Source organism: Mesorhizobium loti (genome assembly GCA_014189435.1).
Taxonomy (GTDB): domain Bacteria; phylum Pseudomonadota; class Alphaproteobacteria; order Rhizobiales; family Rhizobiaceae; genus Mesorhizobium; species Mesorhizobium loti_G.
Window position 1 is genome coordinate 634,590 of sequence record CP050293.1, and the last position, 24,619, is coordinate 659,208.

Consider the following 24,619-nt stretch of genomic DNA (forward strand, 5'->3'; position numbering starts at 1 on the left):
AACCGGAATCCACTTTTCGGGATCATGCGGGAAGGCGGCCTTCCGCCGCGTTGCCTCCAAGGGTGTCTACGCGGGTGGCGGCTCTATAGCGGAAGGCGGCCGGAGGTGCAAGCCAAAGGCATGTCCGCCGGCGCGCGGCCCAGGCGGGTGCTATCCGCGCTTTTCGATGACGGCATAGAGCACGTTGTGGTTCTCGCCAAAGAACACCTGCGCCTCGACGGCGTTGCGGTCGACGCTGGCATTGACGATGTTCCACATGTCGACCTCGGACCGCAGCAGCAACACCCAGTCCATGAACGTCTCCCTGTAGCCGGCGTCAGGGGTGCCCTCGGCGTAGTTCGCGAACAGGAATGTCCCATTCGGCTTCAACATCTGCAGGCAGGTTTTCGTCAGTTTCACGGCGACGTTGTGGGCGAGGTAGTCGTAGAGGCCGGAGGCGTAGATGAAGTCGAACTTGCCCAGTTTGTGGCTCCTCGTGAGCACGGTTCGCACCGAGCCGTCGATGGCTTCGACCACGGTGCCCTGGAAGTCGCGCGCGATCAGCCCAACGCTCTGGGGATCCTGGTCGAGCGCAACCCAACGCTTGAGACGGCCCTCCGCCAGGGCGACTGATCGATTGGCCTCCCGCAAGTGGCCGGCCGCAATCGCGAGGACCTCGGTTTGCGGTCCGTTCTTGGCTGCAATCTCATCGACATATCGGGTCAGGAGATCGCGCCGTTCCCGCGCCGCGACGCATGACGGAACATTCTGGGTATGGCTGTAGAGGGCCTTGCCGATCTCCGAGGCGTTCGCCACGCTCTCTGCCACGTGCGGATCGCAATAGATGTAGTCGAGCAACTGCGCGTCGCCGGAATAGCCCCTGGGCTTGGTGAAGGACCAGTGTGTCAGCGGGTCCTCGAGAAAATACTTCAGGATCGGGTGGTTCTGCGCCACCGGTATCAAGGCATGCCAAACGTCTGGATGAACCTTGGAACGCAGCGCGTTGAGGTAAGACAGCAGGCGACGAACAATCTCGGCGGGATCCTTGCTTTGCTCGACCTGCTGGTGTGTCGCTTGGAGGATGAGCGCCAGTTCCGCGCGCGCGGTTTCGAACGCTTCGCCATGATGCTCGAGCTTTCCTCGAGGGAGGCTGCCGGCCAGCATCTCGGCAGTAATCAAGCTTTTGCCATCAAGAACGGTCTGCACGCCATCACTCCATAGTTAACAGTCGGTTAACTTATTGCGTAGAATGCTCCCTTTGCCAATGTCAGCCTATCGGCATTTTAGCGTTATGATTAATTTCCCGCAAACCATGTTCGTTGGTTAGACAGCTTTCGAGCCCGATTCCGGGTTCGAGTTAACGGAAACTTGTCTTGCGCGATTGCATTTGTTTGCCCGGCGTCGCAATCGCCGTCGCGTCCCAAGGAGCCGGCCCGCGTGGGGGCAGAAGCTGGAAATGAGTTCAGAATACAAAATCCCTTTCAAACGGGGTCTGTGATGAACGAGCACCTGTCATCCGCATTGGCTGATACGGCTGACGCGGAACCGTACGAGCCGCGCAACGAACTGGGCGCCGACGAGCTCCGCACCCTTTACCGTACGGAAGCCCAGGCGACGCGAAGAGGGGAAGCCAGGCCGGGGCTCTGGATCGCCGTCGCCATCTATCTCTTGTTTTCAGCTACGGATCTGCTGCTGATCCCGGATGTGGCCGTCTATACGATCACGGCGCGCTTCGCGGTCGGCTTGAGCGCGCTTTTGATCCTGGAAGCACAGCTTCGCCGGGGGGTTGGAACGGAATGGCTTGACGTGACTTGCGCCGGAGCCATCATCTTTGGCTATGTCGGTTGGTTGTGCCCAGCGGTTCTGGGCGCGGACAAGGAAAGCGTCTCCTACTATATGGTTTTTGGCACCATATTCATGATGAGCGCCAATCTTTTCTTCACGTTCAATTTCAAACTTTCTATCGTAACCTCTGCAATAATATTGTGTATACTTTACATAGTAAACTACTTTGTTCCTTCTACCCTAACATACAAAATGGTATTCGGAACTTTCTACGTTTCCTGCTTCACATTCACCTCATATGTGAACTGGAAACTGAATGAGGAGCGCTACAACGTCTTCCTGAACGCCCTGGAAGCCAAAATCCAGCACAACGAGGCGACCGAGCGCGGCAAGGCCCTGCTGAGACTGTCGCGGACCGATCCGCTTACGGGCCTGGAGAACCGGCGGGCGATCGACGAGAAGCTGCGGGACTACTGGAGTGACTGGCAAAGGGTTGGCACCAGTTTCGGGGCGATCCTCATCGACGTCGACTTCTTCAAAAAGTTCAACGACTGCTACGGCCATCAGGAAGGCGACCGTTGCCTGATCCATGTCGCCAATGCCCTTAGCGATATGATCAAGCAATACAATGGCTCCATCGGCCGCTACGGCGGTGAAGAGTTCATTGTCCTGGCTCGCATGGAGAAAAAGAGCAGATCCTGGATATAGCGGAAGCCATTTGCGCCACGGTGGAGAACCTGGCGCTTACCCACGAGCTGCGGCGCGACGGTGTCTCGATCGTGACAGTGAGCGTTGGCGCTGCATTCACCAGGACGCAGACCGGCGCCAAGCTGGAGAAGATCATCCACGAGGCCGATCGCGCGCTCTATCTGGCAAAAGCCGGTGGTCGAAACTGTGCCCGGCTGTTCGATCCAACCGATCCCCAGAGCAGCGACGAGAGTGAGAACATTGCGGCTTTGCTGAAGATCGCGATCGGCCAGAATCTCGTTTCACTCGTCTATCAACCTATCCAGGATGTCAAAACGGACCGGGTTGAAGCGGTAGAGGCTCTGATGCGCCTCAAAATGCTGGACGGCACATCGGTTCCGCCAAGCCTGTTCATCCCCGTCGCGGAACGGACCGGCGCGATCCTGGAACTCGGGCGCTGGGCCATAAGGACAGTGTGCGCCGAACTCCTGGCGGACGATCACGTCCGTGTCGTCAGTGTCAACGTCTCTCCAATCCAGCTCAAGACACCCGGCTTCGCAACCTCTGTCGCGACCATTCTGGGCGAGACCGGCGTCGCCGGCAGCAGGCTGGCCTTCGAAATCACCGAAGGGCTGGAGATGGAGATGCATTCGGACATCCTTCGCTGCATCAGCGACCTGAAGCTGCTGGGGATCAAGATATGGCTTGATGATTTCGGGACGGGCTTCGCTGGCCTTTCGTGGCTTCGTCTGATCGATTTCGATACGGTGAAGATCGACCGGTCGTTTCTGCATGACTGCAGCGCCCCGAACGGCAAGGCAATGCTCCAGGACATTATTACGCTGGTTCGAAATCGCGGCCACAAAATCCTGGTCGAAGGGGTGGAGACCGACGAACAGATGACCCTCATGCGCGAATTCGGCATAGACAAGGTCCAGGGCTTTCATGTCGGCCGTCCCGCTCCCGCAGCCAGTTTCCAGGCAAAGCGGGCCATGCGCAAACGGTCATTTGCCGTGCTCAAGTCCGCATGATGACGGCCTCTTTCCGACGTTTGGCTTAGCCGCCATCTGGCCGCTGTGGGTCAAAAGTCACGCTGATTGCCATCAACCCATGACCGGTCCAAGCGGCTACGCAGGGGCTGTGGGCTTACCGGTCGCCGCTCAATGCGGCGCGTAACGCCTGGATCTGCCGGTTCAAGGCATCAAGCTCGGCCAGCGTCATGCCCGAGCGCTCGATCAAGGTCTCGTTCAGACAGTTGCACTGGACAAGCAGCGCGCGCCCGGCCGATGTCAGGTCGACCTGCACCTGGCGCTCGTCTGTCTGGCTGCGCTGGCGGGTCACCAGCCCGGCCTGCTCCATTCGCTTCACCAGTGGCGTGACGGTGCTCGATTCCAGAGCGAGCCTGTGGGCGATCGTGCCGACCGACATGCCATCGGCCTCTCCAAGCGCGTTCAGCACCAGGTACTGCGGATAGGTAATGCCCATCTCGTCCAGCATCGGCTTGTAGGTGCGGTTGATCGCCATGCTGGTGGCGTAGAGCGTGAAACAGAGTTGATTGTCCAACGGGAGAGGCACGGCGCATTCCTTTTGCCGACTAGTCACGGATTGTGTACCACGAAAAATGATATCGCGATATGTATTTTTCGTGGACAGAGGTTTTGAACTGCGCTAGGTTTATTGTTATCGCGATATTGATTGTCGCGAAACCAATAAATGGAGATTTGAGATGACCAAGCTCGGCAGCAGCACGATCACCACCAAGGACGGCACCGAGATTTTCTACAAGGATTGGGGAACCGGCCAGCCCATCGTCTTCCATCATGGCTGGCCGTTGAGCAGCGACGACTGGGATGCCCAGATGCTGTTCTTCCTGGCACAGGGCTACCGTGTCATTGCCCATGATCGCCGCGGTCATGGCCGCTCGACCCAAACGGATATCGGCAACGAGATGGACACCTATGCCGCCGATGTCGCGGAACTCGCCGCCCATCTGGACCTCAAGAACGCCATCCATGTCGGCCATTCGACCGGCGGTGGCGAAGTGGCGCGCTATGTCGCCCGGTACGGCGCCGGCGGTCGTGTCGCCAAGGCGGTGCTGATTGGCGCCGTGCCGCCAATCATGCTCAAGACGGCGGCCAATCCCGGCGGCCTGCCGATCGAAGTTTTCGACGGCTTCCGCTCCGGCGTGGCGGCCAACCGCGCCCAGCTTTACAGGGATGTCCCAGCAGGCCCGTTCTATGGCTTCAATCGTCCCGGCGCGGCAGTGTCGGAAGGCGTCATCGACAATTGGTGGCGCCAGGGCATGATGGGCGGCACCAAGGCGCACTATGACTGCATCAAGGCCTTCTCGGAAACCGACTTCACCGAGGATTTGAAGGCGATCGACGTGCCGGTGCTGGTCATGCATGGCGACGACGACCAGATCGTTCCGATCGCCGACTCGGCGCTGCTGTCGGTCAAGCTGCTCAAGAAGGGCGAGCTCAAGGTCTACAAGGGTTTTCCGCATGGCATGGCGACGACCCATGCCGATGTCATCAATGCCGACCTCTTGGCCTTCTTCAAGGCCTAGAATCGTCCAGTCAGATAGACAGAGGCACCCGCCGTCAGGCGGGTGCTTTGTGCTTTGATCGAAATGTCCGCGGGACAGTGTCTATTTGGCGAGAAAACCAGTGATCAGCTTGACGGTGGCGTCGGGGTTTTCCTCCATGATCCAGTGACCGGAGTCGGGCACGATGCCGCCCGTGACGTCGGTGGCAACAAGCCGCAGGATATCGGCCTGCGTGGCGCCGGCGGATTTTTCCCCGCCAACAGCCAGCACCGGCATGGTCAGTTTGCCGCCGGCGGCGAGCATCGCCTGGTTGTCGATCGCGTCCTGGTCAAAGGCCTTGAACTGCTCGAAAGCGTCATGCATCGCATGCGGGCGGGCATAGAGTTTGGCGTAGTGCCTGCGCGTTGCCTCGTCGATCTTCTTGGGGTTGGCCGACAGCTCGTTGTAGAAGCGGTCGAGATAGATGCGCTCGCGACCCGCGACCAGCCGCTCCATGTCCGGGCCGCGGAAGTTGAAGTGCCAAAGCAGCGGGCTTTGCTTGATCTTCTCCCAGTCGCCGATTCCGGGCAGCGGCGCATCGATGATGACCCATTTGGTGATGCGCTTGGGATATTGTGCGGCAAGCGCATAGCCGACCATGTTGCCGATGTCGTGCGTAACCAGGTCGGCCTTGTCGATCTTAAGCGCGTCCATCACCCCGGCGATGTCGACGCCCTGGTTCTTCTTGGTGTAGCCCGCTTCCGGGTGAGCGGACAGGCCCATGCCGCGCAGATCCGGTACGACGACGGTATGATCCTTCGCAAGTGCGGCCGCCGCCGCGCCCCACATGTCTCCGGTATCGGCAAAGCCGTGCAGCAGCACGACGGCGGGACCCTTTCCGCCTACGCGCACATAGAGTTTGGTGCCGTTGGTTTCGACGGACTGCGTCTTGAAACCCGGTGGAAAAGCAACGATGCGTGCCGTAGCCGGCAAGGTAACAAGAAGCACACCCAACACGGCCAACACGATCTTGCGCATATCATTCTCCAGAGACGTCAGAGGCCCCAAGCCTTCGTTGATTACTATCTCCTAGCAGCTTTTCATCCGTCGTATAGTGAAAGAATCAAAGAGGGCGCAGCAATGCCGCGCCCTCTTGTCAAATCCGGAAGATGAGCTGATTTCTAGCCGGCAGCGACCTGTGCCTTCCTGGCTTCCTTCATGTTCGGCAGGAACACGGTCAGCAGTCCGAGCAGCGGCAGATACGAGCAGATCTGGAAGACATAATCGATGCCCTTCATGTCGGCGACGACGCCCAGCACGGCAGCGGCGATGCCGCCCATGCCGAAAGCGAAGCCGAAGAAGATGCCGGCGATCATGCCGACACGTCCCGGCACCAACTCCTGCGCGAAGACGACAATGTTGGAGAAGGCCGACGACAGGATCAGGCCGATCAGCACCGTCAGCACCATCGTCCATTCCAGATTGGCGTAGGGCAGGGCCAGCGTAAAGGGCAGCACGCCGACGATGGAGAACCAGATCATCGCCTTCTGTCCGTAGCGGTCGCCGAACGGGCCGCCGAGCAGGATGCCGAGCGCCGAGGCGCCGAGGAACAGGAACAGCATGACCTGTGACATCTGCACCGAAACGCCGAACTTATGCATGGAATAGAAGGTGTAGTAGCTGGCGAGGCTGGCGATATAGGCGTTCTTGCTCAGCACCAGCAGGGTCAGCACGATCAATGCATTCATCACCTTGCGGCGCGGGAAGGGCGAGACGAAGCTTGCCGTCTTGCGGTTGCCCTGCGCTGCGCGCAGCCGGCTGTACCAGCCGCCGACCTGCCACAAAACGATGATGCCGATCAGCGAGCCGACGGCGAACCAGGAGATGCTGGTCTGGCCGAAGGGCACGACGATGAAGGCCGCCAGCAGCGGCCCCATCGACTGGCCGAAATTGCCGCCGACCTGGAACAGCGACTGCGCCAGGCCGAAGCGGCCGCCGGAGGCAAAGCGGGCGATGCGCGAGGATTCCGGGTGGAAGATCGCCGAGCCGATGCCGATCAGCGAGGCGCCGATCAGAAGCAGGTAGTAATGCCCGGCATAGGCCAGCACGATCAGGCCGATCAGCGACGACGCCATGCCGTAGGGCAGCGAATAGGGCATCGGCCGCTTGTCGGTGATCATGCCGATCAGCGGCTGTAGCAAGGATGCGGTCACCTGGAAGGTGAAGGTCAGGAGGCCGATCTGCCAGAAATCGAGGCCGTAATTCTCTTTCAGCAAGGGATAGATGGCCGATAGCAGCGACTGCATGATGTCGTTGATGCAGTGGCAGAAGCTCACCGCCAGGATGACGGTGAAGGCCGTCGCCTGGGCTGAAGCGTGACTGGCGCTCGCCGGTGCGGCGACGCTGGCGGCTGTCGTATCGGTCAAGGTAAGGCTCCGTGGTCTTTTTGGCGGGCAGGCCCGCAGGGCAAACTGGCGGACGCTGCTAAAGGCCGCCTAGGGGACGGTTGCCTTATAAGCTGCTTGCGGCACTACTTCTTTCGTGGTTTGGTCCAATAGTTTCGCAAGTGGGCCATACAGGATGCCGCACGGCAAAGAAGTCTTTCACGCCGGCAATGCCAATCTCGGTCAGTTGCACGAGAGCCGCTGGCAGTGGCTGGAGCAAGTGGCCGGGCCGGCAGTGGCGCTGCCGACCGAATATCCGGACGGCTATCGCGTGCCGCAGCACCGCCACAGCCGCAGCCAGCTGCTGCATGCGCTGGTCGGCGTGGTGCTGGTGACGACGCGCTACGGGCGCTGGATGGTGCCGCCCGACCACGCGATGTGGATACCAGCCGGCACCGAGCATTCCGTCGAAATGCTGGGCGATGTCTCGATGCGTTCGGTCTATGTCATGCCGCAGGCGATCCCCGGGCTGCCCGAAGGCTTGCGCGTCGTCGGCGTCACCGATCTGATGCACAGCCTGATCGTCGAATCGGAAAAGCTGCCGCAAGGCGGCGAACTGGAAGGGCGCGGCGGGTTGATCATGAACCTGCTGCTGCATGAAATCCCGACCCTGCCGGAACGGCCGCTCGGGCTGCCATTCCCGTCCGATCCCAGGCTGTCGGCGCTCTGCCGGCGCTTCGTCGCTGCACCGTCGCCGCACGCGACGATCGACGAGTGGGCCGATGCCGCCGGCATGAGCCGCCGCTCCTTCACGCGCGCCTTCCAGCGTCAGACCGGCCTGTCGCTGTCGACATGGCGCCAGCAGGCCTGCCTGTTCGCGGCCCTGCCCAGGCTCGCAGACGGCGAACCGATCACCAGGGTGGCGCTCGATCTCGGCTATGACAGCGTGCCGGCCTTCATCACCATGTTCAAGCGCATGCTGGGCGCCTCGCCGCGTGGCTACATGCGCGGCGCACGCGAAAGCGTGGAAGTCGCCCGTCGCCTTATCGGTCCGGTTCGGTTGGAAAGCCCTGCGCCGTAACGCTTGGTGCCGATCTAGTCGAAGAGGCTGGAAACGGATTCCTCGGTCGCCGTGCGCGAGATGGCTTCGCCCATCAGGTCGGCGATCGAGATGACGCGGATGTTGGGAGCGTCGAGCACCCCCTGGGTCGGCTGGATGGAATCGGTGATCACCAGTTCCTGCAGCTTCGAGCCGCTGATGCGGGCAACCGCGCCGCCCGACAGCACACCGTGGGTGATGTAGGCGGTGACGCTGGTGGCGCCGTTGGCCAGCAGCGCATCGGCGGCATTGCACAGCGTGCCGCCGGAATCGACGATGTCGTCGATCAGCAGGCAATCCTTGCCGGCGACCGCGCCGATGATGTTCATGACTTCCGATTCGCCCGGCCGCTCACGGCGCTTGTCGACGATGGCCAGTTGCGCATCGAAGCGCTTGGCCAGCGCACGGGCGCGGACCACACCGCCGATGTCGGGCGAGACCACCACGACGTTGCCGAGCTGTTTGTATTTGGCCTTTACGTCGCGGGCCATGACCGGCACGGAAAACAGATTGTCGGTCGGGATGTCGAAGAAGCCCTGGATCTGGCCGGCATGCAGGTCGAGCGTCAAAACGCGGTCGACGCCGGCGCGGGTGATCATGTTGGCGACCAGCTTGGCCGAGATCGGCGTGCGGCCGGAGGCGCGGCGGTCCTGCCTGGCGTAGCCGAAATAGGGGATGACCGCCGTGATGCGCTTGGCCGACGAGCGCATGAAGGCATCGATCATGATGAGCAGTTCCATCAAATGATCGTTGGTCGGGAACGAGGTCGATTGCAGGATGAAGACATCCTCACCGCGCACGTTTTCCTGGATTTCGACGAAGATTTCCTGATCGGCGAAGCGCCTGACACTGGCCTTGCCCAGCGGGACGTTGAGGTACCGGGCGACCGCTTCGGCCAGCACCCTGTTGGAATTGCCCGCGAAGAGTTTCATGCACGGTTCCTGGTGGAGGATGGAAAGACCTGACGGACTCGCCTGCGCCCTTTAACCGGGCTTTTAGCGGCCCGCGCCGGTATTGCAAGCGCCGAGATCGGGAATCCGCCGGCTAACCTCAAGAAAGCTCCGCGTCATCGCCGGCCTGCAACATCTCAACCCGCCTTGCCGCCAAGCCAGGCAGCGAATTGGTCGATGGTCTGGTCGGCAATCGCCTGCATGGTGGCCGGCGAGACCCCCTTCCAACTGTCGCCGCCCGCGCTGGCGCCGGAATTGACCGACGGCGCCTTCTGTTGGCCGTTGATGCGGTGCAGGCGGTTGCCTGAGGGGTCATAAACGTCCCAGACATAGATGACGGTGGTGTCCGCGCCTTCAGTCATCGTCGAGAAATAGCCCTTCAGCACATGGGTCGCGGTCTGGTCGGCGCTGCCGGCGAGCGTGATGCCGCGCTGCCTGGCGCGCGTCTGCAGTTCCGCCGTCAGCGGCGTCGCGGCTTCCACCGAAGCACCGACGATCGGCGCGATCTGCAGGCGGGTCTTCGACAGGATCGCGGCGCTTTGGGCTGATGTGACCGGGGTGGTGGCGGTTGCAGGCGCGCCCGCAATGGTGCCGGCCGGCGCCGGAACCGTGGCCGCCGTGTTGCCTGGCGTGGCGGGCAGCGTCTGGCCCGACGTTGCCGGCGGGGTGATGGCCGACGGTTCGAGCACGTCCTTTGCGTTGGTGCAGGCGGCAAGAGCCAATGCCACAAGCAATGACACGGTCGTCACATGCGATCGTCTCATTTGCCTTCTAACTCCTTGGCGAAGAACGCCTCCCATTATGGATTCACTGTACGATCAAGTCGAGATCATGGCGGGACAGCGGCTTCGGCTGGGATTCGGTGGTCAGGTAGGTGCGGCCAAGCGTCATTGCCGTCTCGGTGTCGGAATCCATGATGATCATATGGGCGAACAGCGTCATGTTGGGCGCGATCGGTTCGGGGTTGCCCTGGTAGAACATCGGCATGTCCATCCAGGACGGCGTGAAGCGGGCGCCGACCGAGTAGCCGCAGGCGTTCAGCCGGTGCTTGGTCAGGCCGTGCGCCTCCATGGTGCGGGCATGCGCATCGAACACGTCGCCGAAGCTGTTGCCCGGCATCATCGCCTTTTCGACGGCCAGAAGTGCTGCGCGGGCGGCGTCGAACAGCTCCTGATGGCGCTTCGAGACCTTGCCGGTCAGCACCGTGCGCATCATTGGCGCATGGTAGTGGTTGAAGACGCCGGCCCATTCGAGCGTCAGCTGGTCGTTCTTGGTGAGCTTGCGGCGGCCGGCCTTGTAGCGGCACAGCAGCGCGTCGACGCCGGAGCCGATGATGAACTCGTTGGCCGGATAGTCGCCGCCGCCGGCGAAGATCGCGCCCTGCATGGCGGCCAGGATCAGGGCCTCGTCGCCGCCCTGCTTGATCAGCGGCAGGGCCGCGTCGAGCGCATCATCGGAGAGGTTGGCGGCCTTCTCGGCCTTGGCGATCTCGGCCGGGCTCTTGAACAGGCGCAGCCGGCCGACAATGCCGGACGCATCGGCGATCTGGCCGAAGGTCTGCAACTGTTCGTCGAGCCGGCGACCATTGAAGGCGGTCAGGCCGTGGGTGTCGTATTCGACGCCGATGCGGGCGCCGAGCAGGTCGAGCTCGTTGAGCAGATTGCGCAGGTCGACCGCCGGATTGGCGCCGTTGCGGTCGGTCCACAGAACGATGTTGTCGATGATCGAGGTCTGGCGCGCCTGGCGCAGATCGGCCGAGCGGGTCAAAAGCACCATCGAACCGTCGGCCTTCACCACCAGGCACTGGAAGAAGCAGAAGCCGAACGTGTCGTAGCCGGTCAGCCAGTACATGCTTTCCTGCGCGAACAGCAGGATGGCGTCGAGCTTCTTCTCGGCCATTTCGATCATCAGCCGGTCGCGCCGCGCGTCAAATTCCGATCGTTCAAAATGCAACGCCATTATTCCCTCTCCAAAACGATTGCCGAAACCTGCCGGCCGTAATCGGGTTCCTTGCGGTGCGTGGTGCGCCGGTAGGAGTAAAACAGATCTTCCTCGGCATAGGTGCAGCGGCCGAGGCCCTGCGCCGTCACACCGGCCTTGGCCAGCCGGTCGACCGTGTAGCGGTTGAGGTCGAACATCGCATGGCCGGGGGTTGCCGAGGGTGCGAAATAGAGGATGTTTTCGGCGTCGGCCTCGACGAAGCGGGCGACGAATTCCGGCCCGACCTCATAGTTATCAGGGCCGATCGAGGGGCCGAGCACGGCGACGATGTTGTCGCGCCGGGCGCCAAGGCTTTCCATGGCCAGGATGGTGTTTTCAAGCACACCGGTGAAAGCGCCTTTCCAGCCGGCATGTGCGGCGCCGATGATGCGCGCCTCGGCATCCGCGAACAGCACCGGACCGCAATCGGCGGTCGATGCGCCGATGGCGATGCCTGGCCGGTCGGTGACGATGGCGTCTGCCTTGGGCCGTTCGCCGGCAAAGGGTTCGCTGGCGATGACGACGTCGGGCGAATGGACCTGCCAGGCGGTCAACAGACGGCTCGCGGGCACGCCCATCCAAGCGGCGACACGGGCACGGTTCTGCGCCACCAGCGACTGGTCGTCGTCCGATCCGGTGCCGATGTTGAGGCCCTGATAGATGCCGCTGGAGACACCGCCGATGCGGGTGAAATAGCCGTGGCGGATGCCTTGTGCCTGCGCCTTGTCCAGCAGCGGCGACCGAACGGGATCCGGTTTGGTCTGATTCAACATGCGGGCGTTGTTGTCCGTGTGGGCGGTTTCGTCAAGAAAAAGTCCGGGGCAGGCGGTTTGGCCGCTCTTCGCCGGACGGGAGATTGGGAGGGGCGGCGGTAAAAAGTCAATCCGCCTCGGCAAAGGGCCGAACCGCCACGCCGTGCGGCAGCACCGCAAGCACCTTGAACAGATCGCCCATGGCTTGCGGCCCGGCAAGGCGCTCGACGGCCTCGGTGATCTTGTCGCGTGCCGCCTGGTCGGCATCGGTGCCGAGCCGGCCGGCGCGTTCGAGAATGCCCATGCCGAGTAGGAAGTCGCCCTGCGTCGACAGATGGGCGTCGAGGCCATGCGCACGCACGATCGCGGCAAGGGTGGCGAAATCGACATGAGAGGTGAGGTCGGCTTCGCCCGGATTGGCTAGCACATCTTCGTGATTGTGGCTGCGCAAGGCCTGCAGCGTGTCGCCGACACCCGGCTGGAGATGGCCATAGTCGAGGAACAGGCCGGCGCCGCCATGCCTGGATATGCGCTCGGCTATGGCCGCCATCAGTGCTGTACGGGCCGGTGCGACCTCGACGATCGCGCTTTGCGGGGCGTCCGCTGCATCGGCGGGCAACAGTGTCGGGTCGACCGAGCCGGCGCCGGCGAAGAAGCAAAGGTCATTGGCGTCGTCGAGGCCGACCATGCGCTCGCGCCAGCCGGCGCCGGCGCGGACGAACTGGCGGACGGGAACGGCGTCGAACAACTCGTTGCCGACGATGAACAGCGGCTGCCGCGGCAAGGTCTCGATGGTTTCGTGCCAGCCGATCGCAAAAGGCGTGACGCCAAGCGTCTGTTGCTGGACCTCTGTGAGGCGCGGGCTGGTCTCGATCATGGCGAAGGCTGCGCCGTTGGCCAGATCGGGATCAAGCCGCGACAGCGTGCGCAGCATGTCCTTCATCAGCGTGCCGCGGCCAGGCCCGATCTCGGCGATGGTGACCGGCAGCGGCCGGCCGGTCGCTGCCCAGGCCTGATACATCCACACAGCGACCAGTTCGCCGAACATCTGGCTGATCTCGGGTGCGGTGATGAAGTCGCCGGCCACACCAAAGGGCTCGCGCGTCGTGTAGTAGCCGTCCGCGGGGTCGAACAGGCACAGCGCGATGTATTCGTTGACGGGAAGCGGCCCCAGTGCCTCGATCAGGTCGACGATGCGGGTCTTCAGCCGTGTCATGCCGGCTGCGGCTGTGCCACCGGCTTGGCGGTCACCATCGCCCAGATGCCGGCCAGCACCATCGGGGTGGAAAGGATCATGCCCATGGTCAGCCAGTTGGTGCCGAGGAGATAGCCGAGCTGCTGGTCGGGCTCGCGGAAGAACTCGACGAAGATGCGCGACAGGCCATAGCCGCAGATGAAGGCGCCACCGACGAAGCGCGGTGTCTTCAGCTTGAGGCGCGAATGGGTGAGGATGCGCAGCACGAGGAACAGCACCACGCCTTCGAGCAGCGCCTCGTAGAGCTGGCTCGGATGGCGTGCAAACGGTCCGCCATTGGGGAATTCGAACGCCCAGGGCACGTCGGTTGGCCGGCCCCAGAGCTCGGAATTGATGAAATTGGCGACGCGCACCAGGCCAAGACCGACCGGCACGCCGGCGGCCACGACGTCAAACAGCGACCAGGTGCGGATGCCGCGTTTAATGGAAAACAGCGTCATGGCGAGGATGACGCCGAGCAGGCCGCCATGGAACGACATGCCGCCTTGCCAGACCGCGAAAATGTCGAGCGGGTGCGCGATGTAGCGCGGCAGGTCGTAGAACAGCACATAGCCGGTGCGGCCGCCGAGCACGACGCCGATGGCCGCCCAGACGATGAAGTCGTCGAGATCCTCCGGCTTCATCGGCAGGACGCCGTTCGGCCACAGCTTCGCGTTTGAGGCGAGCCGCTTGGCATACCACCAGGCGAACAGGATGCCGACGATGTAGCCGACGCCGTACCAGTGCACCGCCAGCGGCCCGATCTGGATGAGGATCGGGTTGATGTTGGGGAAGGGCAGGGAGGCCAGCGGCAGCAGGAAATATTCGTTCAACGGGGAACTCTCGGTTGCGATCGCATTTGGGCGCGGACCATGCGGCAGGGTTTTGGCAGGGTCAAGGCAAGGTGGGCGCTCTCGACTTGATGCCGCAGCAGGCTTCAACGTTCTTGCATTCCGCGCACAGCACCACTACGTCATCTTGAGCAAGCGAGGATTTGCCATGTCGACCGGACCGAACCGCATTCTCGATGAATTCGCCAAGCTGATGACCGACGCCGCCGGCGCCGCCCAGGGCGTGCGCCGTGAGGTGGAGACCGCCTTCAAGGGCCAGGCCGAGCGCATTCTCAACACCATGGACGTGGTGCAGCGCGAAGAGTTCGAAGCCGCGCGCGAGATGGCCGCCAAGGCTCGGGAAGAAAACACCCGCCTTGCCGCCCGCATCGAGGCGCTCGAGGCGAAGCTTGCCGAACTGGCCGGTGACGCCGCACCGGCGGCGGCGGCCAAGCCGCGTACAAAAAAATAATCGTTAAACTTTTCCACATAGCCCGATCCTGAAAAGCGCTTTGCCGTGAATCGCTTAACGGCATTGCATGAATCTTTGTGACAGCGGCTTTCCACATGCGAATGACGCAGTGCGAAAAATTGGGCTGTTCACGCGACTCCCGATCAATAGACTGAATTTGTTGCATGATTCGGAGCAGGGTCATGCGGCCGGGCGGTGGGGTCCGGTCTGGGGTCTTTGCGTCGAGACGTAGTCTTTTGCGCGAAGAAAGTCCTGACCGTCCGAGTTCTAGACAAGATTGTTCGTTGTGTGTGCCCTCCCGCGGAGCGTGTGGCGGCGCTCGTACAGAACGACAGGAAGCATTCCATGGAACTTCTCGAACTCGAATTCTCCCGCGAAATCCATCCGGTGGATGTTATCGAGCAGGTGGCCCACAACAATGACTGGTCCTTTGAGCGGGCCGGCGACGACGAGATTTCGATCTCGGTCGCCGGAAGCTGGACCGACTATCACGTCTCCTTCTCGTGGATGGAGGATTTCGAGGCGCTGCACCTGGCCTGTGCCTTCGACATCAAGGTGCCGGAGACCCGCGCACTGGAAGTGATGCGGCTCTTGTCGCTGATCAACGAACAGATGCTGTTTGGCCATTTCGACCTCTGGGAGCAGGAAGGCGCGATCATGTTCCGCCAGTCGCTGCTGCTGGCAGGCGGGGTCGAGCCGTCGAGCCAGCAGGTCGAAGTGTTGCTGTCGTCGGCGCTGGAAGCCTGCGAATGCTATTTCCAGGCGTTCCAGTTTGTCGTCTGGTCTGGAACCTCGGCCAAGGACGCACTGGCCGGTGTGCTGTTCGAGACCTACGGCAACGCCTGAGTCCCCGTAAGGCAGACAAGACCAAGATGAGTTCGAGCGGCGAGCGCAAGCCCGAGATCAGTTTTGCCGATTTCGATCGTGTCGACATCCGCGCCGGCACGATCGTCGAGGCGGAACCATTTCCGGAGGCACGCAAGCCGGCGTTCAAGCTGAAGATCGATTTCGGCGGCGGCATCGGCATCAAGAAATCGTCGGCGCAGATCACCAAATACTATACGCCAGAGACGCTGATCGGCCGGCAGGTGTTCGCTGTGGTCAACTTCCCGCCACGCCAGATCGGGCCGTTCATGTCGGAAGTGCTGACGCTGGGTTTTCCCGATGAGGAGGGCGCTGTGGTGCTCGGCGCGATTGAGCGCAAGGTGCCGGATGGCGGCAGGTTGTTTTAGGATCCCAACTGGGGATCAGAACCCACGCCTTCAGGCGAACCGGGACAGATTGATTATCCTTTTCGGCTGATGCTTCAGTATGGATTCGATGCGGATGACGTGACAGGAGTGGCGCGCGTGAACATCATCGGCTTTTCCCGTCCGCGTCGACCAATTTCCTTATCCTGTATAATTTGAACTGCTTGCCTTCGGCGATTAATTCAAGGTTGCCGTGTCGTGGCGGGCCACTCTCCGGCCCGATTACCAGCAGATAGTCAAAGTCACGGGTCCAATGCGCTGCATACGCCGCCTCGACCGGTGGGGATGCACCAGCGGCGTAGGCCTCCAGCTCAGACATCGGGATAGGCTCGCCTTGCGGTACGGTCAGGTTTGCTACTTCCGGCCGGGGCCTCACCGGCTGTTTTCCCGGATAGGTGAACAGTGTTGGCATCAGTGCATCGCGTGTGACTACGGCCAACGCGGCAGCATTGTACATTGGATAAAGGAGCAGATTCGTTGGTGGGTCGTCTGGAGGGCCGTTCTGGCCGGTAAGGATTCGCGAGCCCATTGGAATGGCGTCGAACGCGGTCATAAGCGTACGATATTCGCTGCGGCACGACAATTGCGCCCAGATCGTGATGCCACTGTTTGCAAGCCCGACGCCAAACGCCAGCGCGACGAAAAGTGTTCCGCGCGGGCCTTGCGGACACTTGATCGTGACGAAAGCTGGCAGGATCAGAATAAGTGCCAGAAGAACGCGCCCGTCGACAAAGGCCGTGTCTGCAACGCGAAACGGCATGACAATGAACAGGCACAGGAGCCCAATACCTATCCACCAGCCGACGCGAGAGACCGCCACCATCCTGTGCTTCACCGCAAGGTAAGTGGGAATGGTCAGCACCACTGTCACGGCTGAGGAAGTGTATCTGCTGAAGCCGTTGACTTGAACCAGTGCTACCAATTTTGCCGACAGGGCCCATTCGGTTCCTTCGCCACCCACGTTGCCGCCGCAGGCGAGCGCCAGGGCGCCAACTGCGACGACGGGAGCAGCCATTCCGGCAACCAGCAAGATCGTGCGTTTCCAGTTCTCAATATGGTCGGGCCAGCGCGAGAGTTCGTACAGTCCCACCACGATGCCATACAGGCCGAGGGCAAATAAGTGAGAGATATACAGAACCACGACGAAGACGGCGTGGATGGCAAGGCGCAGCGGCAAAGGTCTTTCCGCGAGCCAAATCCAGACCGCGACGGCCCAAAGAGCGATCCCTAGCGCAAATTCGAAATTCACGAATCCGAAAGCGAAGGGCATGGCGTAGAGGAAGAGCGAAGCAACAAAGCCGCTGAGGATCACACGCCCCTGCGCGGCCGCTCCGACGGCCATTGCTCCGCTAACGACCAGCATTTGCGCGATCAGATAGAAGAGCCTTGATGCCAACTCGATCCCGATCAAGCGTCCAGCGAACGGGACAATGAGGTCCATGGCTAGATTAGGGTAGGGTGCCCACGCGGCTTCATAGTAGGGATGGGCCTCGGGCGTGCCGGCGCGCATCAGGATCGACATTCTTGCGAGATGATTTGGATAGTCTGCCATAGCCGGTATGTCGACGAGCAGTACTGGCAAGAAAGCCACCACCAGTAGAAATATCAGCAAGATACCTTTGAGCCTGGTGAAATGACTCATGGGATTGTCGATTTTGTTGGGGAATGTTGCTCCGAACATGCTGCAATGTGGGGCAGAAATGGTAAATTTTTAGTCGCCGACAAAGACTATTGGTTCTCCATGTCTTTGGGAAAGCGAGATGGCGGCGCGCCTTATATTAGGCGTCGATGATTATACAGTCTTGGACTGCATTATCATTTGAATCATCTAATCTGGCGCTCTTTAGGCTGCCAGCTTCCGCGTCGTGCCAAGCGCTTCCTCGACTGTGTCGAGAAACATCTCCGCGCAGGCTTTCCAGCTGTAGCGCATGGCGCGTTCGCGTGCCTGCGCGCGGTCGACGTTGAGGGCGGCAAGTGAGGCCTCGCGCAGATCGTTCGACACCGCGCCGCCAAAGCCGTCGCCGACGATGTCGATCGGCCCGGTCACCGGATAGGCGGCAACCGGCGTGCCGCTGGCCAGCGCCTCGATGATGACGTTGCCGAAGGTGTCGGTGCGGCTCGGGAAGACGAAGACGTCGGCCGAGGCATAGATCTCGGCCAGTTCGTCATTGGGGCGGTGGCCAAGGAAATGGGCTTGCGGGTATTTCGCCTTGAGCCTGGCAAGCTCGGGGCCTTCGCCGACGATCACCTTGCTGCCCGGCAGGTCGAGGTCGAGGAAGGCGGAGAGGTTCTTTTCGATGGCGACGCGGCCGACGCAGAGGAAGACTGGACCGGGGAAGCCGAGGTCCTTCTTCTTGTCCGGCCGAAAGTGGTCGGTGTCGACGCCGCGCGTCCACGGCCGCAGCTTGGTGAAGCCGCGCGCCGAGAGGTCGTCGGCGAGCGACTGGGTGGCGACCAGCGTGCCCTGGCCGGAATTGTGGAAATCGCGCAGCCAGCGATAGGCCCAGCTCTCCGGCACCGGCAGGCGTGCGCTGAGATATTCAGGAAAGCGCGTGTGATAGCTGGTGGTGAACGGCCGGCCGGCATTGCGGCAATAGCGCCGCGCCATGATGCCCAGCGGACCCTCGGTGACGATGTGGATGTGGTCGGCCTTGCCGGCGTCGATCAGGCGCGCGACATGGCCGGGCGTGGTCAGCGCCAGCCTGATGTCGGGGTAGGTCGGCAGGGGCAAGGTGCGAAAGATGTTGGGCGTCAGGAAATCCACCGCGACGTCGAAGGATTTCAGCGTTTCGGTGAGCCGCTCCAGCGTGTGGACGACGCCGTTGACCTGCGGGCGCCAGGCGTCGGTGACCATCAGTATGCGCATGGCGGCCCTTTGCTTGAAAGGTCGACGGTTGCCTTGAGACGATGCCGGAACGGCGACCAGCCCGCAGCCCTCGCTTCGCTCCAGCGCACCCGGGCGGGCACGGGGTCGAAGTGAGGCGGCAAGGCCGAATCAAGTGAGGTCGCGCGCTTCATGCGCGCTCTTGACCATGGTTTCATGACGGGCGGATGAAGCCCCGCCCTGCGCCGACTATGCCGGAACCTTGATGATAGCGCGAAGTCCGCCGAGCGGGCTGTCTTCAAGGGTGATGTCGCCGCCATGGCTGCGGGCAATGTCGCGGGCAATCGACAGGCCGAGCCCGGTGCCGCTGGCGTCGAGGTTGCGCGCCTCGTCGAGCCGCACGAAGGGCTTGAACACGTCTTCGCGCCGGTCGGCGGGAATGCCCGGACCGTCGTCGTCGATGGTGACCAGCAGCGAGCCGCGGCCATGGTTGGCGTTGACCTCCACCGTCTTCGCATAGCGGAAGGCGTTGCCGATGACGTTGGACATCAGCCGGGCAAAGGCGTTCGGCCGCACATGCACATCGGGGTCGCCGGCAAGCGTCGTCGACAGCTTGCGCTTGCGCAGCCTGGCTTCCTCGTCGAGCTTCTCGAAATAGGCCTCGAGATCGAACCGCCCGGCGTCTTCCGAAGCCTCGCCACGGGCAAAGGCGAGATAGCCTTCGAGCATCGACTGCATGTCGTCGATGTCCTGGTCGAGCGCCGCCTTGGTCTCGGCCTTGCCGCCGGAAAGCGCAAGCTGCAGCTTGAAGCGGGTGAGGATGGTTCGCAGGTCATGGCTGACACCGGTCAGCATGGCGGTGCGTTGCTCGATCTGGCGCTCGATGCGCTCGCGCATCTGCATGAAGGCAAAGCCGGCACGACGGACCTCCTCGGCGCCGCGCGGCCGGAAATCGCGCGGCATCGGCCGGCCCTTGCCGAAGCTTTCGGCGGCTTCGGCAAGCGTCAGGATCGGCCGGATCTGGTTGCGCAGGAAGGGAATGGCGATCATCAGCAGCACCAGCGAGGTGCCGACCATCCAGATCAGGAAGATGTGGGTGTTCGAGGCATAGGCCTGGCTGCGGCGCACGAAGACGCGCAGCACCTTGTTTTCAAGCTGGACGCGCACCTCGACGATGTTGGAATTGCCGACCGTGTCGATCCAGAACGGCCGGTTGATCTGGCGGGTGATCTCGGACGACAGAACATCATCCAAAATCGAGAAGAACGGCTTTGGGCCGGGCGCGGGCAGTGGGTCGGGCGGCAACAGGTCGACCTTCAGCTGCATGCGGTCCTGGGCGATGCGGATGATGTTGGTGTAGTCGGCATCGCGCGGATAGGTTTCGATCAGGTCGATGATGGCGGCGATGTCGCGCACGGTGGCCTGCGACAGGCGCTGCGTCACGGTTGCCCAATGGCGTTCCATGAAGACAAAGGCGACGACCGATTGCAGCAGGATCATCGGCGCGATGACGATGATCAGCGAGCGGGCATAGAGCCGCTTTGGCATATAGAGCGAGACGAGGCGCCAGAAGCGGTTCCAGGCGCGCGGCACCGCCTTCAGCGTCCGCGCGGCGCGTGCGCTCAAGCCGCCATTGCCTGGCTGTTCCAGTTCCGTGGTTGCCATTCGCTCTTTTCGCTTGCCCGCAGCCGTTCAGCCGGCCGCAGGCGGCATTCTATTCCACGCTGAGCCGATACCCAATACCGCGTACGGTCTGCAGCCAGACCGGATTGGACGGATCGCGCTCGATCTTGCGGCGCAGCCGGTTGATCTGGACGTCGATGGTGCGCTCGCCGACTTCCGAATCGTCGCCGACAAGCTCGTGGCGGGGTATCGTCTCGCCGGCCCTTGCGGCGAAGATCGCCAGGATCTCCTGCTCGCGGTCGGTCAGCTTCAGCGCCTCGCCGCCGCGCTTCAACTCGCGCCTGGCTATCTGGAAGGTGTAGGGGCCGAAGACCAGCTGCTCGACCTTGGGCGTCGTCGCCGGGCCGCCACGGCGCAGGATGTTGTTGATGCGCAGGATCAGCTCGCGCGGATCGAAAGGTTTTGGCAGATAGTCGTCGGCGCCGGCCTCAAGCCCTGAGATGCGGCTGTCGGTCTCCGACAGTGCGGTCAGCATCAGGATCGGTACGTTCTTTTCGGCCCGCAGCGACTTGGTCAGGTCGACGCCCGTCTCGCCGGGCATCATGACGTCCAGCACCAGAAGGTCGAAGTCGAGGCCGGCAAGCTTGCGTCTGGCTTCGCCGGCATTGCCGGCGACGGTCACGCGAAAGCCGTTTTCGGTCAGATACTGCTTGAGAAGATTGCGGATGCGGGTGTCGTCGTCGACCACAAGCAGATGTGGCGCGTCGTCGTCCGGTGCGGCCGCGTGATCGACCCGTTCAGTGCTCTCCATGGCTTTTCCCTGACATTTTTACGGACCCAACGTCGATCTGCGCCCTCAGTTCCGGATTGACCATCGCTTCGAGGAACCGTTCCACCAAGGTCCGTTCGGTTATTCCGGAATCTCCCAATGCAGCATGGATGCGGCGCGACTGTGGCCGCGCCAGCGCCAGCGCCAGCGCACGGCCCTTGGCCGTCGGATAAAGCTCGCGCTGGCGGCGGTCGCGCGGACCTTGCAACTGCACGACATGGTCGGTGTCGATCAATTGCTTGAGCACGCGGGCCAGGCTCTGCTTGGTGATCTTCAGCACGTCGAGCAGTTCGGCGACCGTCAGGCCGGGCCTGCGGTTGACGAAATGCAGCACCCGGTGGTGGGCCCGGCCGAAGCCGTAATCGGCCAGGATCTGATCCGGATCGGAGGTGAAGTCACGATAGGCGAAGAAGAGCAGCTCGATGATGGCGAAGTCGATGCCGTCCTCGTCTGACATCGCGGTCCTGATCGGTTTTCCGGCAGCTGGGCTTCGATCCGTCATCATTTCCCCGTATGAAAGAGAGATTATGTCAGTACTATTGACGTAATTTCCCTGCAATGGTAATTTTTGACAAGCTTTTGGGCGGATTGCGAACGAAAAGGCAAGGGAAGGCGGTTTTTCCGGAACTTCCTGAGTTTGCCAGAGCGCAATTATCCGCCTACGCTCCACCATAAAAGCCGCTTTGGGCGGCTGACACGAAACACCAACGATACAACACTATGCGGGCTGCCGCCCGCGGGAGGTTACCATGGCATCCGTTCCCTTCGATCAACTGGATGGCTTCATCTGGATGAACGGCGAATTCGTCCAGTGGGGCGACGCCAAGATCCATGTGCTGACCCATGGCCTGCATTACGCCAGCGCCGTCTTCGAGGGCGAGCGCGCCTATGGCGGCGAGATCTTCAAGCTCAACGAACACACCGAGCGTCTGCATGAATCGGCGCGCCTGCTCGGCTTCAAGATTCCTTATTCGGTGGCCGAGCTCAACGACGCCTCCACCACGCTTCTCAAGAAGCAGGGTTTCCAGGACGCCTATGTCCGGCCGATCGCCTGGCGCGGCAGTGAACAGATGGGCGTTTCGGCGCAGAACAACCGTATCAACTGCGCCATCGCCATCTGGCAATGGCCGAGCTATTTCGATCCTGCGCAGAAGCTGAAAGGCATCCGTCTCGATGTGGCGGAATGGCGCCGGCCCGACCCGCGCACCGCGCCTTCCAAGTCGAAGGCCGCCGGCCTCTACATGATCTGCACCATGTCGAAGCATGCCGCCGAGGCCAAGGGCTATGCCGACGCCATGATGCTCGACTGGCGCGGCCAGGTCGCGGAAGCGACCGGCGCCAACATCTTCTTCGTCAAGGACGGCAAGATCCACACGCCCAAGCCCGACTGCTTCCTCGACGGCATCACCCGCCGCACGGTCATTGGCTTGGCCAGGGATCGCGGTCTGGAGGTGATCGAGCGCGCCATCCTGCCGGAAGAACTCGAGGGCTTCGAGCAATGCTTCCTGACCGGGACGGCAGCGGAAGTAACGCCGGTTTCGGAGATCGGACCTTACCGATTCGAGGTCGGTGAAATCGCCAAAAACCTTATGAATGACTATTCTGCCGCCGTTCAACCGAAGCACGCGATCGCCGCAGAATAACGAAAGTCACAGCTTTTCGAGCAAGCAGGGGCGGTTTTCGGGCCGCCCCTTTTATTTCAGCGTTTCTGCATTTGACTTTCGTCCAATTCGGCGTCTCATGATGCTGTCGGCCCGGGAGGCTGGCAGCTATGGAGGGACTAATCTTATGGACATGAACACGCTTCTTCCGATCATCATACAGGTGATTACTGGCGTCATCGGTGGTCAGGCGATCGGTGCGGCGCTCAAGACGGCGGCGATGGGTCAGCTTCCCAAAATCCTGGGTGGAGCCATTGGTGGCGTCGGCGGCGCGGCGATCCTCGGCAGCCTGCTGGGCGGCGGCGCGGTCGATCCGGCGGCTGCGGCAGCGGCAACGAGCGGTCTCGGCAGCGCGCTGAACCTCAACAACATCGTCGGCGGCGCCGGGGGCGGCGCGATCCTGACCGGCATTCTCGGCGCGGTCATGGGCGCCATGAAGAAGTAAGCGGCCATTCGGTCTTTTCAAATGGGCGGCTTCGGCCGCCCATTTCCGTTTTGGGCTACTGACTGTTCGTCTTTCGAGGGGTGGACGCCCTTCGCCCGCGCCTCTACATCACCGCTGGCATAGCGAAAGGACGATCATGGGTCAGCTCAATGCCGGCATCGTGCCGGTCACACCGTTTCAGCAGAATTGCACCATCCTTTTCGACATGGACGACAAGCACGGTGTCGTCGTCGATCCGGGCGGCGACATCGACAAGGTGCTGGCGGCGCTGAAGGACAATGCGATATCGGCCGGAGCGATCTGGATAACGCATGGCCATATCGACCATGCCGGCGGGGCCATGGAGCTGAAGGAGGCGCTCGGCGTCGAGATCGTCGGCCCGCATGAGGCCGACAAGTCGCTGCTCGACAATCTGGAAAACCAGGGCAGACGCTACGGCATCGCTGGTGCACGCAACTGCGTGCCCGACCGGTTCCTGATCGAAGGCGAGACCGTGTCGTTCGGCGGCCATGTGTTCGAGGTGTTGCATTGCCCCGGCCATGCGCCTGGCCACGTCGTCTACTACAACCGCGCGGCCAAGTTCGCCCATGTCGGCGACGTGCTGTTCCGCGGTTCGGTCGGCCGCACCGACCTGCCGGGCGGCGACCATGCGGCGCTGATCGCCTCGATCAAGGACAAGCTCCTGCCGCTCGGCGACGACATCGGCTTCATCTGCGGCCACGGTCCCGGCGGCCGCTTCGGCGAGGAACGGCGGACCAATCCTTTTCTCGTTTAGGCGTGCCGATATTCGCCGGTCCCAAATCCTGCGATGTCCCCAAAAAAAGCGCTGGCCTTGCGGTCAGCGCTTTCTGTTTGGGGGCAGGGAAGCCCTTGGTCTTAGTTGGCAGTGCAGAAATGCTGTTCGCCGTCATTGCCGGTGAACGTGCCGGTGCGGGAATTGAAGCTGCGGTAGCGGTCCGAGCAGTATTCGTACCAGTCACGCGTCCACGGCTCGGCATAGCGATCGGCGTAGACCACCCTCGGCTCCGCATAGTAGCGGCGGACCGGGGCCGGGCGCACCACCACGTCACGATCGTAGTAACCGTCATCGTAGTAGCGGTCAGCGTCGGGCGGGGGCCTGTCATTGGCCAACGCGCCACCGATCAGCGCGCCGGCCGCGAGGCCAAGGACGCCGGCGGCGATCGCATCGCCATTGCCGTGATGGCCGTGACGGCGCCAGTCGCGCGCATTGGCGGCGGGCAAGGTCGCGAGCGTGGTGGCGGCTACGGCGGCGGCCAGGACGGCGGTTTTGAAAATTCTGTTCATGTC

24 protein-coding genes and 1 pseudogene are annotated in these 24,619 nt (G+C 62.1%); 9 read left to right on the forward strand and 16 right to left on the reverse strand.

Features of this window, described 5'->3' with window-relative positions; genetic code table 11:
* Window positions 1-150: 150 nt before the first annotated feature.
* Window positions 151-1,185, reverse strand: coding sequence for a class I SAM-dependent methyltransferase (locus HB777_03010; protein QND62989.1), 1,035 nt, complete (start codon window positions 1,183-1,185; stop codon window positions 151-153).
* Between the two features lie 291 nt (window positions 1,186-1,476).
* Here HB777_03010 and HB777_03015 point away from each other — a divergent pair.
* Window positions 1,477-3,482 (forward strand): annotated as a pseudogene (locus HB777_03015) (EAL domain-containing protein).
* A 115-nt stretch (window positions 3,483-3,597) separates the two neighbouring features.
* Here the strand turns inward: HB777_03015 and HB777_03020 are convergent.
* A complete protein-coding gene (locus HB777_03020) occupies window positions 3,598-4,026 on the reverse strand; it encodes a MarR family transcriptional regulator (protein ID QND62990.1) in 429 nt (142 codons plus the stop codon).
* Between the two features lie 151 nt (window positions 4,027-4,177).
* Between HB777_03020 and HB777_03025 the strand changes: the two genes are divergently transcribed.
* The gene (locus HB777_03025; protein QND62991.1) at window positions 4,178-5,020 is read left to right on the forward strand and encodes an alpha/beta hydrolase; all 843 of its coding nucleotides are present in this window, start codon (window positions 4,178-4,180) and stop codon (window positions 5,018-5,020) included.
* An 81-nt stretch (window positions 5,021-5,101) separates the two neighbouring features.
* Here HB777_03025 and HB777_03030 read toward each other — a convergent pair whose 3' ends face one another.
* Both HB777_03030 and HB777_03035 read right to left on the reverse strand, forming a co-directional pair.
* The gene (locus HB777_03030; GenBank protein QND62992.1) at window positions 5,102-6,016 is read right to left on the reverse strand and encodes an alpha/beta hydrolase; all 915 of its coding nucleotides are present in this window, start codon (window positions 6,014-6,016) and stop codon (window positions 5,102-5,104) included.
* Between the two features lie 143 nt (window positions 6,017-6,159).
* Window positions 6,160-7,404, reverse strand: coding sequence for an MFS transporter (locus tag HB777_03035; protein QND62993.1), 1,245 nt, complete (start codon window positions 7,402-7,404; stop codon window positions 6,160-6,162).
* A gap of 154 nt (window positions 7,405-7,558) precedes the next feature.
* Between HB777_03035 and HB777_03040 the strand changes: the two genes are divergently transcribed.
* Entirely contained in the window at window positions 7,559-8,443 is an 885-nt protein-coding gene (locus HB777_03040; protein QND62994.1) for an AraC family transcriptional regulator, read from the forward strand.
* 14 nt (window positions 8,444-8,457) lie between these two features.
* On the opposite strand, the gene HB777_03045 is transcribed toward HB777_03040, so the two are convergent.
* The 6 genes from HB777_03045 to HB777_03070 all read right to left on the reverse strand — a co-directional run bounded on the left by HB777_03045 (window position 8,458) and on the right by HB777_03070 (window position 14,195).
* Window positions 8,458-9,393, reverse strand: a complete 936-nt coding sequence (locus tag HB777_03045) for a ribose-phosphate pyrophosphokinase (GenBank protein ID QND62995.1) — start codon at window positions 9,391-9,393, stop codon at window positions 8,458-8,460.
* A 155-nt stretch (window positions 9,394-9,548) separates the two neighbouring features.
* Window positions 9,549-10,175, reverse strand: a complete 627-nt coding sequence (locus HB777_03050; GenBank protein QND62996.1) for a DUF3597 domain-containing protein — start codon at window positions 10,173-10,175, stop codon at window positions 9,549-9,551.
* Window positions 10,176-10,218: 43 nt separating this feature from the next.
* Window positions 10,219-11,370 carry an aminopeptidase P family protein gene (locus tag HB777_03055; protein ID QND62997.1) on the reverse strand — a complete coding sequence of 384 codons (1,152 nt, stop codon included), beginning with the start codon at window positions 11,368-11,370 and terminating at the stop codon, window positions 10,219-10,221.
* Window positions 11,370-12,164 (reverse strand): peptidoglycan editing factor PgeF, encoded by a 795-nt coding sequence (pgeF, locus tag HB777_03060; GenBank protein QND62998.1) that lies wholly within the window; start codon window positions 12,162-12,164, stop codon window positions 11,370-11,372. The genes HB777_03055 and pgeF overlap by 1 nt, the downstream gene beginning before the upstream one ends.
* A gap of 106 nt (window positions 12,165-12,270) precedes the next feature.
* A complete protein-coding gene (locus HB777_03065; protein ID QND62999.1) occupies window positions 12,271-13,359 on the reverse strand; it encodes a class I SAM-dependent methyltransferase in 1,089 nt (362 codons plus the stop codon).
* Window positions 13,356-14,195, reverse strand: coding sequence for a prolipoprotein diacylglyceryl transferase (locus HB777_03070; GenBank protein QND68631.1), 840 nt, complete (start codon window positions 14,193-14,195; stop codon window positions 13,356-13,358). Before HB777_03070 ends, HB777_03065 begins: the two co-directional genes overlap by 4 nt.
* Before the next feature lie 181 nt (window positions 14,196-14,376).
* Between HB777_03070 and HB777_03075 the strand changes: the two genes are divergently transcribed.
* From HB777_03075 to HB777_03085, 3 genes are all read left to right on the forward strand, one after another.
* A complete protein-coding gene (locus HB777_03075) occupies window positions 14,377-14,679 on the forward strand; it encodes an accessory factor UbiK family protein (GenBank protein ID QND63000.1) in 303 nt (100 codons plus the stop codon).
* Between the two features lie 345 nt (window positions 14,680-15,024).
* Window positions 15,025-15,525 (forward strand): hypothetical protein, encoded by a 501-nt coding sequence (locus HB777_03080; GenBank protein QND63001.1) that lies wholly within the window; start codon window positions 15,025-15,027, stop codon window positions 15,523-15,525.
* A 26-nt stretch (window positions 15,526-15,551) separates the two neighbouring features.
* The gene (locus tag HB777_03085; protein ID QND63002.1) at window positions 15,552-15,911 is read left to right on the forward strand and encodes a tRNA-binding protein; all 360 of its coding nucleotides are present in this window, start codon (window positions 15,552-15,554) and stop codon (window positions 15,909-15,911) included.
* A gap of 124 nt (window positions 15,912-16,035) precedes the next feature.
* Here HB777_03085 and HB777_03090 read toward each other — a convergent pair whose 3' ends face one another.
* The 5 genes from HB777_03090 to HB777_03110 form a co-directional block, all read right to left on the reverse strand.
* A complete protein-coding gene (locus tag HB777_03090) occupies window positions 16,036-17,571 on the reverse strand; it encodes a hypothetical protein (protein QND63003.1) in 1,536 nt (511 codons plus the stop codon).
* A gap of 201 nt (window positions 17,572-17,772) precedes the next feature.
* Entirely contained in the window at window positions 17,773-18,795 is a 1,023-nt protein-coding gene (locus HB777_03095; protein QND63004.1) for a glycosyltransferase family 1 protein, read from the reverse strand.
* A 207-nt stretch (window positions 18,796-19,002) separates the two neighbouring features.
* Window positions 19,003-20,346, reverse strand: coding sequence for a two-component sensor histidine kinase (locus tag HB777_03100; GenBank protein QND68632.1), 1,344 nt, complete (start codon window positions 20,344-20,346; stop codon window positions 19,003-19,005).
* Window positions 20,347-20,467: 121 nt separating this feature from the next.
* Window positions 20,468-21,187, reverse strand: coding sequence for a response regulator transcription factor (locus tag HB777_03105; protein ID QND63005.1), 720 nt, complete (start codon window positions 21,185-21,187; stop codon window positions 20,468-20,470).
* Complete coding sequence (locus HB777_03110; protein QND63006.1) at window positions 21,174-21,707, reverse strand: MarR family transcriptional regulator; 534 nt, start codon at window positions 21,705-21,707, stop codon at window positions 21,174-21,176. The genes HB777_03105 and HB777_03110 overlap by 14 nt, the downstream gene beginning before the upstream one ends.
* Window positions 21,708-21,954: 247 nt before the next feature.
* Between HB777_03110 and HB777_03115 the strand changes: the two genes are divergently transcribed.
* From HB777_03115 to HB777_03125, 3 genes are all read left to right on the forward strand, one after another.
* Window positions 21,955-22,848, forward strand: a complete 894-nt coding sequence (locus HB777_03115; GenBank protein ID QND63007.1) for a branched-chain amino acid aminotransferase — start codon at window positions 21,955-21,957, stop codon at window positions 22,846-22,848.
* A gap of 145 nt (window positions 22,849-22,993) precedes the next feature.
* On the forward strand, window positions 22,994-23,311 hold the full coding sequence (locus HB777_03120) for a hypothetical protein (protein QND63008.1): 318 nt from the start codon (window positions 22,994-22,996) through the stop codon (window positions 23,309-23,311).
* Window positions 23,312-23,447: 136 nt separating this feature from the next.
* A complete protein-coding gene (locus HB777_03125; protein QND63009.1) occupies window positions 23,448-24,086 on the forward strand; it encodes an MBL fold metallo-hydrolase in 639 nt (212 codons plus the stop codon).
* A 101-nt stretch (window positions 24,087-24,187) separates the two neighbouring features.
* Here HB777_03125 and HB777_03130 read toward each other — a convergent pair whose 3' ends face one another.
* Window positions 24,188-24,616 carry a BA14K family protein gene (locus HB777_03130; GenBank protein QND63010.1) on the reverse strand — a complete coding sequence of 143 codons (429 nt, stop codon included), beginning with the start codon at window positions 24,614-24,616 and terminating at the stop codon, window positions 24,188-24,190.
* Window positions 24,617-24,619 lie beyond the last annotated feature (3 nt).

What these genes read in the sequence shown, in the direction of transcription:
- HB777_03025 (QND62991.1), top strand. Translation starts at nt 4,178, where the DNA reads ATGACCAAGCTCGGCAGCAGCACGATCACCACCAAGGACGGCACCGAG.
- HB777_03030 (QND62992.1), bottom strand. Translation starts at nt 6,016, where the DNA reads ATGCGCAAGATCGTGTTGGCCGTGTTGGGTGTGCTTCTTGTTACCTTG.
- HB777_03040 (QND62994.1), top strand. Translation starts at nt 7,559, where the DNA reads ATGCCGCACGGCAAAGAAGTCTTTCACGCCGGCAATGCCAATCTCGGT.
- HB777_03045 (QND62995.1), bottom strand. Translation starts at nt 9,393, where the DNA reads ATGAAACTCTTCGCGGGCAATTCCAACAGGGTGCTGGCCGAAGCGGTC.
- HB777_03050 (QND62996.1), bottom strand. Translation starts at nt 10,175, where the DNA reads ATGAGACGATCGCATGTGACGACCGTGTCATTGCTTGTGGCATTGGCT.
- HB777_03055 (QND62997.1), bottom strand. Translation starts at nt 11,370, where the DNA reads ATGGCGTTGCATTTTGAACGATCGGAATTTGACGCGCGGCGCGACCGG.
- pgeF (QND62998.1), bottom strand. Translation starts at nt 12,164, where the DNA reads ATGTTGAATCAGACCAAACCGGATCCCGTTCGGTCGCCGCTGCTGGAC.
- HB777_03065 (QND62999.1), bottom strand. Translation starts at nt 13,359, where the DNA reads ATGACACGGCTGAAGACCCGCATCGTCGACCTGATCGAGGCACTGGGG.
- HB777_03075 (QND63000.1), top strand. Translation starts at nt 14,377, where the DNA reads ATGTCGACCGGACCGAACCGCATTCTCGATGAATTCGCCAAGCTGATG.
- HB777_03080 (QND63001.1), top strand. Translation starts at nt 15,025, where the DNA reads ATGGAACTTCTCGAACTCGAATTCTCCCGCGAAATCCATCCGGTGGAT.
- HB777_03085 (QND63002.1), top strand. Translation starts at nt 15,552, where the DNA reads ATGAGTTCGAGCGGCGAGCGCAAGCCCGAGATCAGTTTTGCCGATTTC.
- HB777_03090 (QND63003.1), bottom strand. Translation starts at nt 17,571, where the DNA reads ATGAGTCATTTCACCAGGCTCAAAGGTATCTTGCTGATATTTCTACTG.
- HB777_03095 (QND63004.1), bottom strand. Translation starts at nt 18,795, where the DNA reads ATGCGCATACTGATGGTCACCGACGCCTGGCGCCCGCAGGTCAACGGC.
- HB777_03105 (QND63005.1), bottom strand. Translation starts at nt 21,187, where the DNA reads ATGGAGAGCACTGAACGGGTCGATCACGCGGCCGCACCGGACGACGAC.
- HB777_03110 (QND63006.1), bottom strand. Translation starts at nt 21,707, where the DNA reads ATGACGGATCGAAGCCCAGCTGCCGGAAAACCGATCAGGACCGCGATG.
- HB777_03115 (QND63007.1), top strand. Translation starts at nt 21,955, where the DNA reads ATGGCATCCGTTCCCTTCGATCAACTGGATGGCTTCATCTGGATGAAC.
- HB777_03120 (QND63008.1), top strand. Translation starts at nt 22,994, where the DNA reads ATGGACATGAACACGCTTCTTCCGATCATCATACAGGTGATTACTGGC.
- HB777_03125 (QND63009.1), top strand. Translation starts at nt 23,448, where the DNA reads ATGGGTCAGCTCAATGCCGGCATCGTGCCGGTCACACCGTTTCAGCAG.
- HB777_03130 (QND63010.1), bottom strand. Translation starts at nt 24,616, where the DNA reads ATGAACAGAATTTTCAAAACCGCCGTCCTGGCCGCCGCCGTAGCCGCC.